Origin of the sequence: Paenibacillus ihuae (assembly GCF_001368795.1) — a bacterium.
Taxonomy (GTDB): domain Bacteria; phylum Bacillota; class Bacilli; order Paenibacillales; family Paenibacillaceae; genus Paenibacillus_AQ; species Paenibacillus_AQ ihuae.
Genome location: NZ_LN831198.1, coordinates 3256754 through 3271346, shown reverse-complemented (window position 1 = coordinate 3271346; position 14593 = coordinate 3256754). Strand labels below are relative to the sequence as shown.

Annotated in this window: 16 protein-coding genes; 13 read left to right on the top strand and 3 right to left on the bottom strand. The window is 46.8% G+C overall.

Annotated elements, in window-relative coordinates:
• Positions 1-65: 65 nt before the first annotated feature.
• On the top strand, positions 66-1169 hold the full coding sequence (locus tag AQR02_RS14960) for a Gfo/Idh/MocA family protein (RefSeq protein ID WP_054941159.1): 1104 nt from the start codon (positions 66-68) through the stop codon (positions 1167-1169).
• Positions 1170-1287: 118 nt separating this feature from the next.
• On the opposite strand, the gene AQR02_RS14955 is transcribed toward AQR02_RS14960, so the two are convergent.
• Entirely contained in the window at positions 1288-1803 is a 516-nt protein-coding gene (locus AQR02_RS14955) for a GNAT family N-acetyltransferase (protein ID WP_054941158.1), read from the bottom strand.
• A gap of 337 nt (positions 1804-2140) precedes the next feature.
• On the opposite strand from AQR02_RS14955, the gene AQR02_RS14950 reads away from it, so the two are divergent.
• The 12 genes from AQR02_RS14950 to AQR02_RS14895 all read left to right on the top strand — a co-directional run bounded on the left by AQR02_RS14950 (position 2141) and on the right by AQR02_RS14895 (position 12761).
• Positions 2141-2782, top strand: coding sequence for a GntR family transcriptional regulator (locus AQR02_RS14950; protein WP_245237476.1), 642 nt, complete (start codon positions 2141-2143; stop codon positions 2780-2782).
• 21 nt (positions 2783-2803) lie between these two features.
• Positions 2804-3964, top strand: coding sequence for an amidohydrolase (locus tag AQR02_RS14945; RefSeq protein ID WP_054941156.1), 1161 nt, complete (start codon positions 2804-2806; stop codon positions 3962-3964).
• Between the two features lie 53 nt (positions 3965-4017).
• The gene (locus tag AQR02_RS14940) at positions 4018-5061 is read left to right on the top strand and encodes a methionine ABC transporter ATP-binding protein (RefSeq protein ID WP_054941155.1); all 1044 of its coding nucleotides are present in this window, start codon (positions 4018-4020) and stop codon (positions 5059-5061) included.
• Positions 5036-5695, top strand: a complete 660-nt coding sequence (locus tag AQR02_RS14935) for a methionine ABC transporter permease (protein ID WP_054941154.1) — start codon at positions 5036-5038, stop codon at positions 5693-5695. The genes AQR02_RS14940 and AQR02_RS14935 overlap by 26 nt, the downstream gene beginning before the upstream one ends.
• 28 nt (positions 5696-5723) lie before the next feature.
• The gene (locus tag AQR02_RS14930) at positions 5724-6743 is read left to right on the top strand and encodes a uroporphyrinogen decarboxylase family protein (RefSeq protein ID WP_054941153.1); all 1020 of its coding nucleotides are present in this window, start codon (positions 5724-5726) and stop codon (positions 6741-6743) included.
• A 12-nt stretch (positions 6744-6755) separates the two neighbouring features.
• Complete coding sequence (locus AQR02_RS14925) at positions 6756-7589, top strand: MetQ/NlpA family ABC transporter substrate-binding protein (RefSeq protein ID WP_054941152.1); 834 nt, start codon at positions 6756-6758, stop codon at positions 7587-7589.
• Positions 7590-7614: 25 nt separating this feature from the next.
• The gene (gene proC, locus AQR02_RS14920) at positions 7615-8418 is read left to right on the top strand and encodes a pyrroline-5-carboxylate reductase (protein WP_054942116.1); all 804 of its coding nucleotides are present in this window, start codon (positions 7615-7617) and stop codon (positions 8416-8418) included.
• Positions 8418-9182: a VOC family protein gene (locus tag AQR02_RS14915; protein WP_054941151.1), complete on the top strand. Its 765-nt coding sequence runs from the start codon at positions 8418-8420 to the stop codon at positions 9180-9182. Before proC ends, AQR02_RS14915 begins: the two co-directional genes overlap by 1 nt.
• 111 nt (positions 9183-9293) lie before the next feature.
• Positions 9294-10007, top strand: a complete 714-nt coding sequence (locus AQR02_RS14910) for a hypothetical protein (protein WP_054941150.1) — start codon at positions 9294-9296, stop codon at positions 10005-10007.
• A gap of 113 nt (positions 10008-10120) precedes the next feature.
• The gene (locus AQR02_RS14905) at positions 10121-10486 is read left to right on the top strand and encodes an oxidoreductase (protein WP_342447458.1); all 366 of its coding nucleotides are present in this window, start codon (positions 10121-10123) and stop codon (positions 10484-10486) included.
• Between the two features lie 108 nt (positions 10487-10594).
• A complete protein-coding gene (locus AQR02_RS14900; RefSeq protein WP_054941149.1) occupies positions 10595-11053 on the top strand; it encodes an OsmC family protein in 459 nt (152 codons plus the stop codon).
• Between the two features lie 334 nt (positions 11054-11387).
• On the top strand, positions 11388-12761 hold the full coding sequence (locus AQR02_RS14895; RefSeq protein ID WP_054941148.1) for a WD40 repeat domain-containing protein: 1374 nt from the start codon (positions 11388-11390) through the stop codon (positions 12759-12761).
• Between the two features lie 107 nt (positions 12762-12868).
• Here the strand turns inward: AQR02_RS14895 and AQR02_RS14890 are convergent, their stop codons facing one another.
• Together AQR02_RS14890 and AQR02_RS34320 are read right to left on the bottom strand one after the other, a co-directional pair.
• Complete coding sequence (locus AQR02_RS14890) at positions 12869-13327, bottom strand: hypothetical protein (protein WP_054941147.1); 459 nt, start codon at positions 13325-13327, stop codon at positions 12869-12871.
• A 143-nt stretch (positions 13328-13470) separates the two neighbouring features.
• Positions 13471-14593 (bottom strand): ATP-binding protein (locus tag AQR02_RS34320; RefSeq protein WP_245237475.1); only part of this gene is annotated, 1123 nt, incomplete at its 5' end.

Sequence of the window (14593 nt, the reverse complement as noted above, 5' to 3'; positions counted from 1 at the left end):
TTTTAATTTGATTATATCCTCTATAGTCAATCGTGTCAGTACATTACTAACCAAGGAGGAATAATATGGGAAGGGAAAAAACATGGGGAACAGGAATCGTAGGAGCAGGCGGATGGGGTGGACTGGCTCACATTCCTGCACTCTCGGCGCTTGAGGCATATGAGTTAAAGGCAGTAACAGGTACGCAAATCAATAGCGCACGGACGGCAGCTGAGCGCCATGGCATCGGATCTTATTATACGAATACCTCAGAGATGGCTGTGCAGCCAGGAATAGATGTTGTGGTGGTAGCCGTAAAAGTGCCGGAACATGATCATCTGCTTCGTGAAGCTTTAGGTGCCGGCAAGCACGTATTCAGTGAATGGCCGCTCGCCCGGACTACTTCAGAAGCAGAGGCGCTGCTTGAACTTGCGAAAGAACAGGGAGTCCAGCATGTGGCCGGGCTTCAGGCAAGGGGTAACCCGACCGTCCGCTACATCAGGGACTTGATTGTGCAAGGCGATATTGGCCGTGTACTGGCTGTGAATGCTATTGTTACACTGCCTGTATTTCCAACGCTGAACGGGACCGTGGATCTGGCACATGTCTATCTGCTGGATGAAGCTAACGGGGCGGATCAATTGACTATCGGCGCAGCGCATGTACTTGATGCGATTGAATATATGGTTGCGCCCTTTGTGGAAGTCTCCGGAACACTAGACACTCAATTCCCGGAAGTGAGCGTCCTTGAGACCGGTAAGACTGTGACCTCGAATGCGCCGGATCACGTGCTTATTTCCGGTAAGCTGGCTCAGAACGCACTTGTGTCCGCCCAGTTCGTCAATGCCGGTGCACCCGGATTTACGCTGCGGATTATCGGAAGCGAAGGGGAAATGGTGATTAGTCCGCGGGATCATTTGATGTTCCAGATGGACCGGCTGAAGCTTCAGATCGTACGGGCTTCTGGAGAGGCAGAGATACTAGAAACGCCAGGGGAATATACCACTAAGGTACAGAATATACCTCCAGGTCCGGCACATAATGTCGCTCATCTCTATGCGCTATTTGAGCAGCGGCTCAACGGAGAAGAGGTGGAATTGCCCGATTTCATCCACGCGCTCAGGGCACACCGCCTGCTGGACGCCATTCGTTGTGCGGCAGCCTCAGGAACTCGTCAGGAAGTGAAATGATTCATTAAGAATTTATAAAGATATATTTGGATTCTGAAGACGCTGCTTACATGGCGTCTTTATTGCTGTTTCATTCATTGTTTACGATTACGAAGTATTCCAGCTCATCCTGGATTCGCTATGTAGTTCTAATCAATTTCATACAAATCTGTGGTTGCTCATCAACTTGCCTGCATGGTTCACAGACTTCAAAGCCAAACTTGGCGGCACTTGCTATAGATGCCTGGTTCTGTGGATGGGTGAGAATATAAATACAATCAACGTCAAGATGCTCAAAGCAGATATTCAGGAGTACGGGTAATGCTTCCGACATATAGCCCTGTCTCCAATAATCTTTCCAGATATCATAACCGACCTCAACTTGTTTAAGGTTATGATCCCAATAGTGATAGCCGCATGTGCCAATAAATGCCCCCGTTTCTATATCAAACATTCCGTAGCGCAGATGATCTGTTCCCTCTGGATTTTTGTACTGGGCAATAATTTCTTTTGCGTCTTCCAGATCACAGGGAGGTTCACTGAAATATCTGCACATATCCGGGTCGGAGAATTGTCTGCATACTACATCGATATCATCTACATTCAGCAAGCGGAATTGCAGTCGTTTAGTTTGAAAAGGTTCTGATAAGCGCATACGGGAGAGCAATCCCCTTTCTTTTAGATCACTACATTTATACAACTATTATGTTTTGTTGAGTGAACCAAGTCTATGACAATTCTTCGATCGATAACATTGAAGTTGAAGTTGAGGTGTATTGTCCGTCTAAGTTCATTCACTTACAAAACACACTTGACTAGTGGGGATAATAGGATTATAGTATGAAAAAAGCTTAGACAGCTGAGAAATGTTTCCGAAACTTTTCTGTTCAATTACATAACTAATAATTGTATACAATTATACAATTGTATTAAAGGCATTCCGAAAACGATAAATGAGGTGCGATATAGGTATGGAGATACGATCACGAAGGTTGTCAAAAGATAATACCTACGATGCATTAAAGCAAAAAATAATAGATAGTGAGCTAGAGCCAAATCAAGCGGTTAATGAAGAAAATCTGGCGGCATTGCTCGGGGTCAGCCGGACTCCGCTAAGAGAAGCCATTCAGAGATTGGAGAATGAAGACTTTCTTATCCGTCAGCCGAACGGAAGGTTGCGGGTAGCCTCATTGACTGTCAAAGAGGTTGAAGAGATATTTCAAATCCGCAGCATGCTTGAAGGCTATATTGCCAGAAGTGCAGCCAAGAATGCTACAGACAAGGATATTCAGAAGTTAACGATGCTGATGGAACAAATTAAACAATCCTTCCAGCATGGAGATAAGCAGAATTTTGTATCCTATGGCTTTGAGTTCCATGATTACTTATCTGAGATCAGTCAATTGAAAACATTTGAGAAAGTTCTGAATCAGTTAAGAGATCATTCGCTTCGCTATTGTCGATATGTATCCATGCATGGAGATTGGAACACACAGGCGGATGAAGAACATAATTATATCCTGCAAATGATAGCTGACAAAAATGAAGACGGTGCTGAAAAAGCCATGCGTGACCATATTTTAAGCAGTCTATCTACGGCACTTGAACGCATCAAAGGGTTTGAAGCGTCTTAACGAAAGGAGATTACTTCGTCTATGAATCCACTACATGAGCTTGAACAGGCTATAGCCAGCCAATTGATAGAGGTTCGAAGAAACCTGCATCGGGAACCGGAGCTGGCCTATGAAGAGTTTAGAACAACATCAAAACTGCGGGAATGGCTGACCAATGCCAATATACATATCTTAGACCTCCCTTTAGAAACGGGGCTTATCGCAGAGATCGGACTAGGTACCGGGCCCATTGTGGCTATTCGCTGTGATATCGATGCTCTTCCGATAGAAGAACAGACGGAATTACCGTTTGCCTCTGAGTTCCCGGGTAAAATGCATGCCTGTGGTCATGACTTTCATACCGCTGTCATGTTGGGTGCTGCACACCTGCTGAAGAACCGCGAAAGTGAACTGCCGGGAAGGGTCAGAGTATTGTTCCAGCCGGCAGAAGAAACAGGTCACGGGGCGGAAAGTGTCTTGGCCTCAGGAGGCCTCAAGGATGTAGCGGCTATTTTTGGACTGCATAATTCTCCGGATTTACCTACGGGAGCTTTTGGAACTAGAACGGGAGCTTTAACAGCCGGTGTTGACCGGTTTGAAATTACTGTAAAAGGTATAGGCGCTCATGCGGCTACTCCGGAAAAAGGTGTAGATACCATTATGACCGCGGCGCAAATGATAACGATGCTGCAAACCATCGTTAGCCGTAACACTAGTGCATTAGAGCAGGTAGTGTTAAGTGTTACCAGAATTAATGGGGGCTTCACATGGAATGTGCTGCCGGAGCAAGTTGAATTGGAAGGTACGGTTCGAACTTATAATGAAGAGATTCGCCGCCAGATTCCCGTTCAAATGACCCGGATCATTGAAGGGATTGCCGCAGGAGCCGGGGCAGAGGCGCAATTGCACTATTTTCCGGGCCCGCCGGCAACGATCAATCACGGAGAATGGGCTGACTTTACCAAAGAGGTCGCCGTAGAAGCAGGATACGATGTGCATGATATTCCGCCGCAAATGGGAGGAGAAGATTTCGCCTATTATCTGCAGCAGATACCGGGTGCGTTTGTCAATATAGGAACAGGTCCGGCGTATGCCCTGCATCACCCTCGTTTCGATGTGGATGAGGCAGCAATACTGCCTGCTGCAAAATATTTTGCTTCATTGGCAGAGCAGGCCCTTGTGAAGCTGCAAGCGAAGGCTTAATCCGAAATCTTAAATCTTAAATCTTAAATCTACATATGATTGAGGGGAATGACATGATTGAACTAAGGAATGTGTACAAGACTTTCACTCGCAAAGAGATACAGATTGATGCGCTGAAAGGGATTAACTTGAAGGTTGAAAAAGGCGACATATTCGGGGTAATCGGCTACAGCGGTGCCGGGAAAAGTACCTTAATCCGTTTAGTCAATTATTTGGAAAGACCGACAAAAGGACAGGTTTTCGTAGCTGGACATGACTTAGGCGAATATAACGACAGAGAGCTGCGGGCAGCGAAGAAGAACATAGGCATGATTTTTCAGCATTTTAACCTCTTGGAATCTAAAAAAGTATTTGATAATGTTGCGATCCCTCTCGTCTTGCTGAAAAAGAATAAAGCTGAAATCCGCAAGCGGGTACAGGAGCTGCTGGAATTCGTCGGATTAAGTGATAAGGCTGGAAGTTACCCTAGTGAATTATCAGGCGGACAGAAACAGCGGGTCGGAATTGCCAGAGCGCTTGCCTCGAATCCCTCCATCCTTTTGTGTGACGAAGCGACTTCTGCCTTAGATCCACAGACAACACAATCTATTTTACAGCTGCTGAAAAGAATCAATGCGGAATACAACATCACGGTGATGATCATTACGCATGAGATGTCGGTCATTCAAGAGATTTGTAACAAGGTGGCGGTGATGGAAGAGGGACGGATCATCGAACAAGGAAGCGTTCTGGAGGTATTCGGTCACCCTCAGCATGAGACCACGCAAAATTTTGTGAAGACGGTGATTCAGAATAGCCTGACCCCGAGCGTCCAGAAATCAATTAAAGCAGAACATGGAAAGCTGCTCTATAAGCTTAATTTTATCGGGAAAAGTGCATCTGAGCCCATTCTGTATGAGATGATCCGTTCAAGCAATATCAAAGTCAATATCCTCTTTGCGAATACGACGGAGATTCAAGAAATGACACTGGGGACGGTGATCCTTCAATTAAATGGGGACCAGGCGGAGATTAATAAGGCTTTAGCTTTCTTAAAAAATAATGGAGTAGGCGTGGAGGAGGTAGAATCTTATGTTTTCGACCACAGTAACAGGTGAACAATTTTTCCGGGCGATCATAGAGACGATTCAGATGGTTGGATTTTCCCTATTGCTTGGTTCCCTAATCGGGATTCCTATCGGGATATTGCTCGTAATCACTCGTCCGGGAGGTGTTTTGGAGAACAGAGCCCTTTACACTTTACTAAACCCGGTGATCAACATCGTTCGTTCTCTGCCTTTTATTATTTTGCTGGTAGCGATTATTCCGTTTACACGGTTTATTGTTCATACTTCGATTGGGACAAGCGCAGCGATCGTACCGCTAATTATCTATATCGCTCCCTACATCGGACGGTTGGTAGAGAACTCCCTGCTTGAAGTGAATCCGGGAATTCTTGAAGCTGCAGAAGCAATGGGGGCTACTCCATTTCAAGTGATCTGGTACTTTTTGTTGCCGGAAGCGGTCGGATCATTAATCCTGTCACTGACTACGGCTACGATCGGTTTGATCGGTGCAACGGCCATGGCCGGTACGGTAGGCGGCGGAGGCGTTGGAGATTTGGCCATAGTCTATGGATACCAGCGGTTTGACACCGTAGTAGTGGTAGCTACCGTCATTATTCTCATCATTTTCGTGCAAGGCATTCAATCTTTAGGCAACACACTGGCCAGAAAAATTCGCCGCTACTAGTTATTATACAATCAAGGGGGACAGGCAGATGGGTGAATGGAGTAAGCAAGACCGGTTTAGAGCGATATTATCCGGAGAACTGGCGGATCGTCCGATTGTCAGCGGATGGCGTCATTTTATTGACAAGGAACAAAATGCAGAGGATTTAGCCGCAACAACGATTTCTTTTACCAGAAAATATGATTGGGATTGGGTCAAAATTAATCCAAGAGCAACCTACTTAGCTGAAGCTTGGGGCAATGAGTATGATTTTACGGATTATCAGACCGTATTCCCCAGACAGACAACGACGGTTATACCTGCAGCCGAGAATTTATGGGATCTCGAAGTGAAAAAGGCAACCCAGACTGCATCTCTGCTGGAGCATTTAGAGGCAGTTAGAAAAATCCGTCAAGGGTTACCTGACACACCGCTCATCCAAACGGTTTTTTCGCCATTAACGGTGTTGCTGTTTATCGTAGGGCGTTCTGCTTATGTAACCAAAACGGTGTTTGGCATTGAGCAGCCTGTTACTTTGGAATCTTTGTTCAAGGAACACAGAGCGGCAGCGCACCATGCACTGCATGTGATTGCATTGACCTTAGCGGATTATGTGCAGGAGCTGCAGCAGGCAGGCTCAGACGGATTGTTCTATGCAGTGACAGGTACAGCCCACCCTGGATTATTTGATGAATCAATGTTCGATGAGCTGTCCAGGCCTTATGATTCTATTGTTCTAGAGGCCGCAAGCTATGGCAAAAACATTTTACATACCTGCGGTGCCTACGCCCAGCCTGAGAAATTTAATGATTACCGTATTGACGGGATCAGCTGGGATACGATAGCCGAAGGAAATCCGGGCCTTGCAGCCAATCTCAAAGCTACTAAGGTAGGCGGAGTGGATCATGGGTTGTTTGCCGTAAACAACATCGAGCAAATTAAGCAGCAGGCTCAAGAGGCTTTGGCATTCATGAAAAACAAACCTTTTATTCTGTCGCCAAACTGTGCAATCCCGTTAAATGTATCAGATGAGGCGTTAGAGCAATTTAAAAACCAAGTATTAGAATAGGGGATGAGGGTAATGAAAAAGTTAATGGTAGTGATGTTGATCAGTGTTATGACGGTGCTGGCGGCTTGTGGCAATAATAATGAAGCAGCAAGCTCGGGAGACAAGAAAGAAATTACGGTGGGCTTTGGTGTCGGAACGTATGAAGAGCAATTCCGTCAATCGATTCTACCGATCCTGGAGCAAAAAGGCTATACCGTAGATATCAAAACCTTCTCGCAAAACATGCAGGTCAATCCTGCGATGAAGGAAGGCTCCATTGACGCGAGTGTTTTCCAAAGCACAGCCTATATGGAGGCTATTAACAAGGAAATTGATGCAGACATGACCGGAATTGCTTATGTGCCAGGTGCACCGCAAGGTCTTTATTCCGTAAATCATACGACGCTTGACGATGTGAAAGACGGTACGACGGTGGCTGTTCCCAATGATCCGGTTAACCAGGAACGTGCACTTCGTATTCTGGAGGAATTAGGCTGGATCAAAATTAAAGAAGGAGCCGGTGTAGCGGATTTCAACATTAACAGTATGGAGCCGGATAAGTTCAATATTGATATTAAAGTACTGGATCCCGCACAAATTCTGGTCTCCCTTCAGGATGTTGATTATGGTGTTGTAAACGGGAATTATATTGCAAATTCACCAGACAGAAAGATTACCGATGCACTCAAAATAGAAAATACGCCGATACAGCACAGAATCATCGTATCTGTTAATAAAAAGGATGAAAATACCCAGTGGGCCAAAGACCTCAAGGCTGCCTATGAATCCAAAGAATTCGAAGAATACATTCTTGGACAAGACAAGTATGACGGATTTATTCTGCCGGAAGCATGGGATAACAACTAAGTTAAGGAAGTGAGATTAAGTGGTGATGAGCAGGATACATTTCATTGGCGGAGGACAGATGGCCGAAGCGATCATCCGTGCATGTATTGCGGGTGAGACTCTGACTGCCGGTCAAATCAGCGTGTCAGATGTTAACGAAGCGCGTCTTCAGCTGTTAAAGGCAAAATATAATGTAGACACAGAGAGTTCGCAGGAGCAAGGCCTCTCTGCAGCAGAGCTGATCGTCATTGCTGTTCGGCCGCAGGATGATCTGGTAGCACTCGGACAAACGGTCCGGCAATTCGCTTCACCTGCTGCCGCAATCGTATCGATTGTGGCAGGGGTAACGATTGAACAGCTGGGGGATTATTTTGGAGCAGAACGACCGATTGTCCGGGTCATTCCCAATACATTGACCGACACGGGATATGGCTACAGCGGTGTGGCTTTGAATGCACATGCTGCCCGTGAACAAGTGGAGGATATTCTGCTCGGCTTCGGCAAAGTACAATATCTGGAGGAATCTTATATCGATATCTTCACCGGCTTCGGTGTGGCCGGACCTAACTATATCTATTATTTCATTGAATCCTTTACGGATGCCGGTGTACTCGCCGGACTGCCGCGGGAACAGGCATGGAAGGTAGCGCTGGAGAATATGCTGGGAGCGGTGGCGATGCTGCAGCAGACCGGACTGCATCCAAGACAGCTGCTGGATATCAACAATTCGCCCGGCGGTGTCGGCATGCATGGGTTATACGAGCTGAACAACAGCGACTTCGCAGCCGGGCTGCAGAGAAGTGTGCTGGCGGCCGTAAAGCGGACCACGGAGCTGGGAGTGAAGAGATAATGGCAGTGCTGAAATGGGATCATCTGGTGCACTATGTCAACGATCTGGATCAACCGGTGCAAAGCTTCGGCGAACAGGGCTTGGTTGCTTTCCGGGGCGGATCTCATAAGGATTGGGGAACTTATAATGCCTTAAGTTACTTTGGGCTAACCTATCTTGAGTTCCTCGGTATCGAGAACCTGGAATTAGCACAAGCAACTGAGCACAATGTTGTCGTGAGGGATGCCGTAACAGTCCTTCCAGAGCATGAAGTCTTAAGCAGAGTGGTGCTCCGGACGGATGATATCGAAGGCGTCGAAACCTCCCTGAAGGCAGCAGGGCTATCTCTATCTCCCATCATTGACGGCCGGCGTCTGGATAATAAGGGCAGGTTAATCGAGTGGCGGATGATGACCATTGACGGTGACTTCCAGGGACTGGTCTATCCGTTCATCATTCAGTGGAACGGGACCGATGAAGAACGGCTGGAACGTCTCACGGCATCCGGTATCATTCAAGCCCATCCTGCCGGCAATGCTGAGATCGTAAGCGCGGTATTCCGCGTCCTCGATCCTGCTGCTGCGGCTAAGCATTGGGGAGAGCTGTTCGGACTGCCTGTTACAGAGTCTGGGGTTAACCTCTTCAGCCTTGCGATTGGAGATCAGTCCTTTGATTTCGTGCAAGGGGATGAAAACCAGTTCAAACAGGTCCTTTTTACAACAGATTCACCAGCCCTAAAAGGAAAGACGATTCGCGTGGGTGAAGGGGAATATGTCTTTGCTTAATGCGATTAAAATTAGTGCCGAAAATTCATAACAAGTAAAGTGAAAGATTGGGCTAAGCCTCTGGGGGAAACTCCGGGGGCTTTTTTGTTGTGAATAACAATATATCACCCGGTGCCAACGGTTCCGGTACATATCCGCAGGGAAGTGAACGAATGGAACGTCTTATTAGATAAGAAGGCGAATGGAGATGTACCGGATAATCTGAAACAAGCGATAGAGAAATCTCATGAGGCCGACTTGCAGACTGCCAGATATGAAGCGGAGGATTTGTATTATGCCTACGGGTGGAGTAACGATCTGGAGAAGCGGGTGATCAGCCACATCGAGATGAATCCGAATTTTTCCTCACAGGTTATTATCGATCTGGAGCAGCAGGAAGCCGTATTTGTACTGGCTAATCTGAATTCAACCGCCCCGTCGCTGATTGCACACAACATATACGGCAGCATGAACGGAAATCCGATGAAACCGTTCAACTATGATGATAGCAATATTGTAATGGATTGGGTATTTTCGTTCTTAGTCCTACTGGCAGTCATCAGCGTAATTCATAAGGCATTGAAACTAATGAGAGGGAGCAGATCAGGCTTACTCAATGAACGGTCAGGACGCAGGAAAAGAGTTGGAGCGGGCATCCATCTGATCGTTAGACTGCTGCTGCTGGTGTTGATACTGATCTGGCCTTATCTGATTCACTACAATTACTATATGATCAGCGTGTGGATGTCGTATTCTGTTTTTGTGTGGATAGGACTTGCGGCGATTAGCTGCGTGTTGTCGATGGTATTGAATCTGAAAAGAATGGCGGCGCTTAGGAGCCGGTAGTCATGAAATCCACGGGATATGCATTGAGTAAGTTGTAAAGGCTGTATTTTTCCATTACATGGTATAATACGGGTTGGACTTAACATCTTTATTTCATCTAATAAGGAGAAACAATGGCTACCATAAATCAGTTACAAACTAAGCCAGCGAAGCGTTATGAAGAATTCGATCCTGGGCAAGACGGGAATAAAAACACTGAGTTTGCAGATCTGATTATGGATGGGAATTCACTACTTTACCAAAAGCTCAAGAAATATGATATGGTTCCTTCCCTGGGATGGGGGAGTGCAAATCATCAACGACTTATGATTGACTATTTCTTATTGGAACAATGTCATGAGCATATGTACTACAGATATCCAATATTAGTCTGTCCTTGGTGCGGGGATGAAGAATGCGGTTTTATCTCAGTTAAAATTGACAGGGAAGCAGATGTGGTTACATGGAAGGATTTCAAGCTGGAACCTATAAAAGTGTAATAAAGGGTACGTTGGGAACAGTGGGAGAAGCACTATGATAAGATAAAATGAACAATCTTAATATTGTATCCGGGTATGTACCGGAGAGAAACGGGAGGAATGAGTGAGTTGAAACATCCTTTTCATCTAAAAGCAGTTTGGAATGGCGGGCGTAACAGTGAAGGGCGTATTGATGTAGGCGGGCTAAAAACGACAATTTCAATTCCGCAGGAGATGGGGGGGCCGGGAACAGGTACCAATCCTGACGAAATGCTTCTGGGGGCCGCATCGACCTGTTATCTGATTACGCTGGCAGCAATGCTTGAGCGTTCCGATATTACACCTCTGGATTTGACTATGGAGTCTGAAGCGATTGTGGATGTTACAAATAACGTGTTTACGTACGAACGGATCATGCACAAACCACGGATTGTACTCAAAGCGGATGCAACCGAAGCAGAACTTATGAAGGCCGAACGGCTGGCACAAATGGCGGAAAAGTCCTGTATGATTTCGAGAGCTGTAGCGGGTAATGTCACCATAGAAACACTGCCTACTATAGTAACATCAGGGCTTAACGCGGTGTGATGTACTCAATACCATACTTACTCCAACACGCCCTAGCTTTTGCCAAAGCTCAATCAGAAAACAAGCCGATCGATCTATCCTTCGGCTATTCCACTTGTTATTGACGGGATGTTCGCGTAAATCTAAACCTTAGAAGCTTCTGCCTTAATGTGGTGGGAGTTTTTTTGTTGTTGATGACATAAGACTTATCGCAAAACATGGCTGGAACTGCGAAGATGTTAACGCTATCCATAAATTTCGCTGATGCCTGAGGTTGCAATAAACCTGTAGTCCCGGGCTGTCGCCTAACCGCCCCTCGCTGAATACATTTGAAGTATAAATGATTCAGGAGAGGATGTTGGCTGTGCAAGCTGTTTCTCATAATCCCGTTCAAGGATGGATCGCCTACACGTCGGACCGTGGCGGAACGTTCGACATTTGGGTGTACCGGCCGCAGGACGGTTTGAATTTTCAACTTACACATGGGCTTGGTGCGGAATTTTCCATTCCCTATTGGTCTCCGGACAGCAGGAGAATTGCTTTCATCGGCATTGGCAACGTGGTTCACCTGCTGGATACCCTTACGCTCACTGTTGCCCGGATTGACCAAGTAGAGCAATATACCCTGCTGGACTGGTCCCCGGACAGCCGGTTTCTCGTATATGTCAAAAACGGGAGAATCATCATCTATAATACGTTCTCTCATAACAGCTATACCATCACGGAGCCAGGCGCAGGCGATGTCCAGTGGTTCCCTTCGGGTAGAGAGCTTCTGTTCTCGGCTCCGGATTCCAGCGGCAATACCCAGCTCTTCCGCATCGGGACCGACGGCACAAACCGGAGACAAATCACGCAAAATACGGACGGACCGCTCCATAACGTTCGTATTTCCCCGGACGGAACGTTTGCACTTTATACATTCCCCGGTGAAAGCATCTCTATTATTTCGACGGTGGATCTGGCCACCGGCACCATCTATACGCTGGAAGGCGGACCGCTCGCCAAAAATTATTTTCTGGTTTGGTCCCCTGACTCCCGGAGCATCGCCTACAGTGCAACCGCCTATCAGGAGCCGAATTATTATTCTCTCATTCAAATCGACAGCCGAACCGGTAAGAATCAAAGGACACTCTCGGCCTCCAGCTGTTTCGCCACTCCCGTCAGCTGGTCGCCGGGCGGTGACAAGATCGCGTATTTATCAGGATGCTCAGATGTAGAAAGCGCAAGTCAGCTCTGGATTACCGATCTCAAGGAACAGATACCGGTAAATGTCCTCAGCGGCGGCCGGATTACAGCCCTGCAGTGGTCTCCCCGCGTCAGAAGGATTCTGGAAGCCATATACACAAACTACGTGTACCGGGTATCCTTTCCGTATCCCGCATACTGGCACCGGGTCAGCGAAGAGAGGTACGAGGGGTCAGACGGTTTTTTTCAGGTATCCGCGATTTCAGCAGGCGACCGGATTGCCGATGTATGCAACTCCGAAGCTTTTCATCCATTGATGCCATATGGCTCCTCTCCCAAGATTGTCATGATGACGATACAAAACCAAGAAGCTTGCTTCATATTTCCGTCGGCCGACCAACCACCAGAGATGAACCAACAGGCCGCCCTGATCGTGAGATACCCGCGGCCAGTCCAAATCGGAGAAACGTTCTACAACTATTTTATTCTGTGGGCCGACGAGAACCATATCCGGCAAATTGGCGGACGGCTGGCATTCCTTTAGAGGTTGCAGTTGAATCCACTGTTCTGCCATTCCTTAAGAAAAGCGATCTTGACAAGAGCTGTTTAACAGCCCTTTGTCAAGATCGCTTCATAGTACTCTCTAACAAATTACAACTCAGACCAGGTTAAGGTCAGCTCCACAGTGTCTTCCTGCGTGGATAACAGACCGCCGATCAGTGACCAGCTTTCCGCATCTGTATCTCCTTGAAGGATGAGGTTTTTCTCGTCAATGGTCTCTGCTGAGTCTTTGACCCCTTGATCCTGAAAGTATTGTTTATAAGTTTCTGCCAGCTTGTCGAGCTTTTCTTGGGATTTAAAAATTAAAAGGACCGATTTTTTGCCGTCATTTTGCTCCGAGTGGGAAGTGGTTACTTCAGCATCATCCGGGATTGGAAAATCCTTTGGCAAGTATTCCGGTCTCTGTGTTTCCTCAACCTGAACGGCCGCTGCTTGATTCTCCGGTTCTTCAGATGCGGCGGAATCTTTGGCAGAACACGCCCCCAGGACCCAGACCAGCGCAGTCGTCATAAGAATCAGTTTACCGATTTTCCAGTGATTATGAATCATGAGTTCACTCCGTTTCTGTTTTGATCTATTGTTGTGACATACCTCACACAGAACCATATCCAGTATATAACAGGACAATTTGGGAAAACAATTTTTGGACGATGGATGTGGCGTTACAGAGTGCGATCTTTCAAAAAGGTCGTTTACTTTACAAACTGGTTTAATAGCCTTTGGACTACGTCACGCTTTATGGGCTTACTGATATATTCATCCATTCCTTCTGTAAGGCACTTTTCCCGGTCACCCTTCAAAGCATTGGCTGTGACTGCAATAATGGGCGGGCTGTTCTCCTTGTGTTCCTCTTTAATCAACTTCATTGCATCGAAGCCGTTCATAATCGGCATGTGCAAATCCATTAAAATGAGATCAAACCGCTTGCTCTGCGCTGCTTGAACTGCGTCTATGCCGTTTGTGACGGTAGTAATTGTGTGCCCCATTTTCTCAAGTGTTTTGGTCAACACTAGCTGGTTGATATGGTTGTCTTCAGCAATCAAAATGCTCGCTTCTCGTACCGGTTGACGCTTATGCAGGTGATTCTCTTGTGTCTGTGGTGCGACTGTTTTCTTGAGCCTGATTGTGAAAGTAAATGACGAGCCACTCTTCCCGTCACTCTCCGCGTAAATCTCACCGCCCATCAACCCGATAATTCTGCGGCTGATGGCAAGCCCAAGGCCAGTGCCTTCATGCCTGCGCGCCATAAAACTGTCAATCTGTGCAAACGGTTCGAATATTTCGTTGAGCTGCGCGGGTTCAATCCCAATACCCGTATCGGTTACCGTAAATACCAGCAGGGATGGATCCTGCTCTCCAAGCTTTACCTTTACCGATATGCTTCCCTTGGACGTGAATTTTACGGCATTGCCGAGCAGGTTTATCAGTACTTGTTTTAAACGTTCGGCGTCACCGTAAATGTAGTCAGGAACACCGTGATTTATCGTGCTGGAGAGTTCCAAGTGATTTTGCTCGGCTCTCAGGGAAATGACAGCGAAGCTCTCATTAATACATTTACACAGTTCGAATGTATCTTCTTGCAGTTCTGTTCGGCCTGCCTCAATCTTAGAGAGATCAAGAATGTCGTTGATAATATTGAGCAGCGTGTCCCCGCTTTTGCGGATGATCTCCACATACCCCCGTTGTTCTTCATTAAGCTCCGTATGGTCAAGCAGAATATCCGTCATACCGACGACCCCGTTCATGGGGGTGCGAATTTCATGGCTCATCATGGCTAGAAACTCACTTTTGCTTTGTTCGTGGATTCGGCGGTCT

Excerpts from the sequence above, each read along its gene's own strand:
- AQR02_RS14960 (WP_054941159.1), top strand. The coding sequence starts at position 66 with ATGGGAAGGGAAAAAACATGGGGAACAGGAATCGTAGGAGCAGGCGGA.
- proC (WP_054942116.1), top strand. The coding sequence starts at position 7,615 with ATGAGCAGGATACATTTCATTGGCGGAGGACAGATGGCCGAAGCGATC.
- AQR02_RS14930 (WP_054941153.1), top strand. The coding sequence starts at position 5,724 with ATGGGTGAATGGAGTAAGCAAGACCGGTTTAGAGCGATATTATCCGGA.
- AQR02_RS14935 (WP_054941154.1), top strand. The coding sequence starts at position 5,036 with ATGTTTTCGACCACAGTAACAGGTGAACAATTTTTCCGGGCGATCATA.
- AQR02_RS14955 (WP_054941158.1), bottom strand. The coding sequence starts at position 1,803 with ATGCGCTTATCAGAACCTTTTCAAACTAAACGACTGCAATTCCGCTTG.
- AQR02_RS14905 (WP_342447458.1), top strand. The coding sequence starts at position 10,121 with ATGGCTACCATAAATCAGTTACAAACTAAGCCAGCGAAGCGTTATGAA.
- AQR02_RS14925 (WP_054941152.1), top strand. The coding sequence starts at position 6,756 with ATGAAAAAGTTAATGGTAGTGATGTTGATCAGTGTTATGACGGTGCTG.
- AQR02_RS14940 (WP_054941155.1), top strand. The coding sequence starts at position 4,018 with ATGATTGAACTAAGGAATGTGTACAAGACTTTCACTCGCAAAGAGATA.
- AQR02_RS14890 (WP_054941147.1), bottom strand. The coding sequence starts at position 13,327 with ATGATTCATAATCACTGGAAAATCGGTAAACTGATTCTTATGACGACT.
- AQR02_RS14945 (WP_054941156.1), top strand. The coding sequence starts at position 2,804 with ATGAATCCACTACATGAGCTTGAACAGGCTATAGCCAGCCAATTGATA.
- AQR02_RS14915 (WP_054941151.1), top strand. The coding sequence starts at position 8,418 with ATGGCAGTGCTGAAATGGGATCATCTGGTGCACTATGTCAACGATCTG.
- AQR02_RS14895 (WP_054941148.1), top strand. The coding sequence starts at position 11,388 with ATGTTGGCTGTGCAAGCTGTTTCTCATAATCCCGTTCAAGGATGGATC.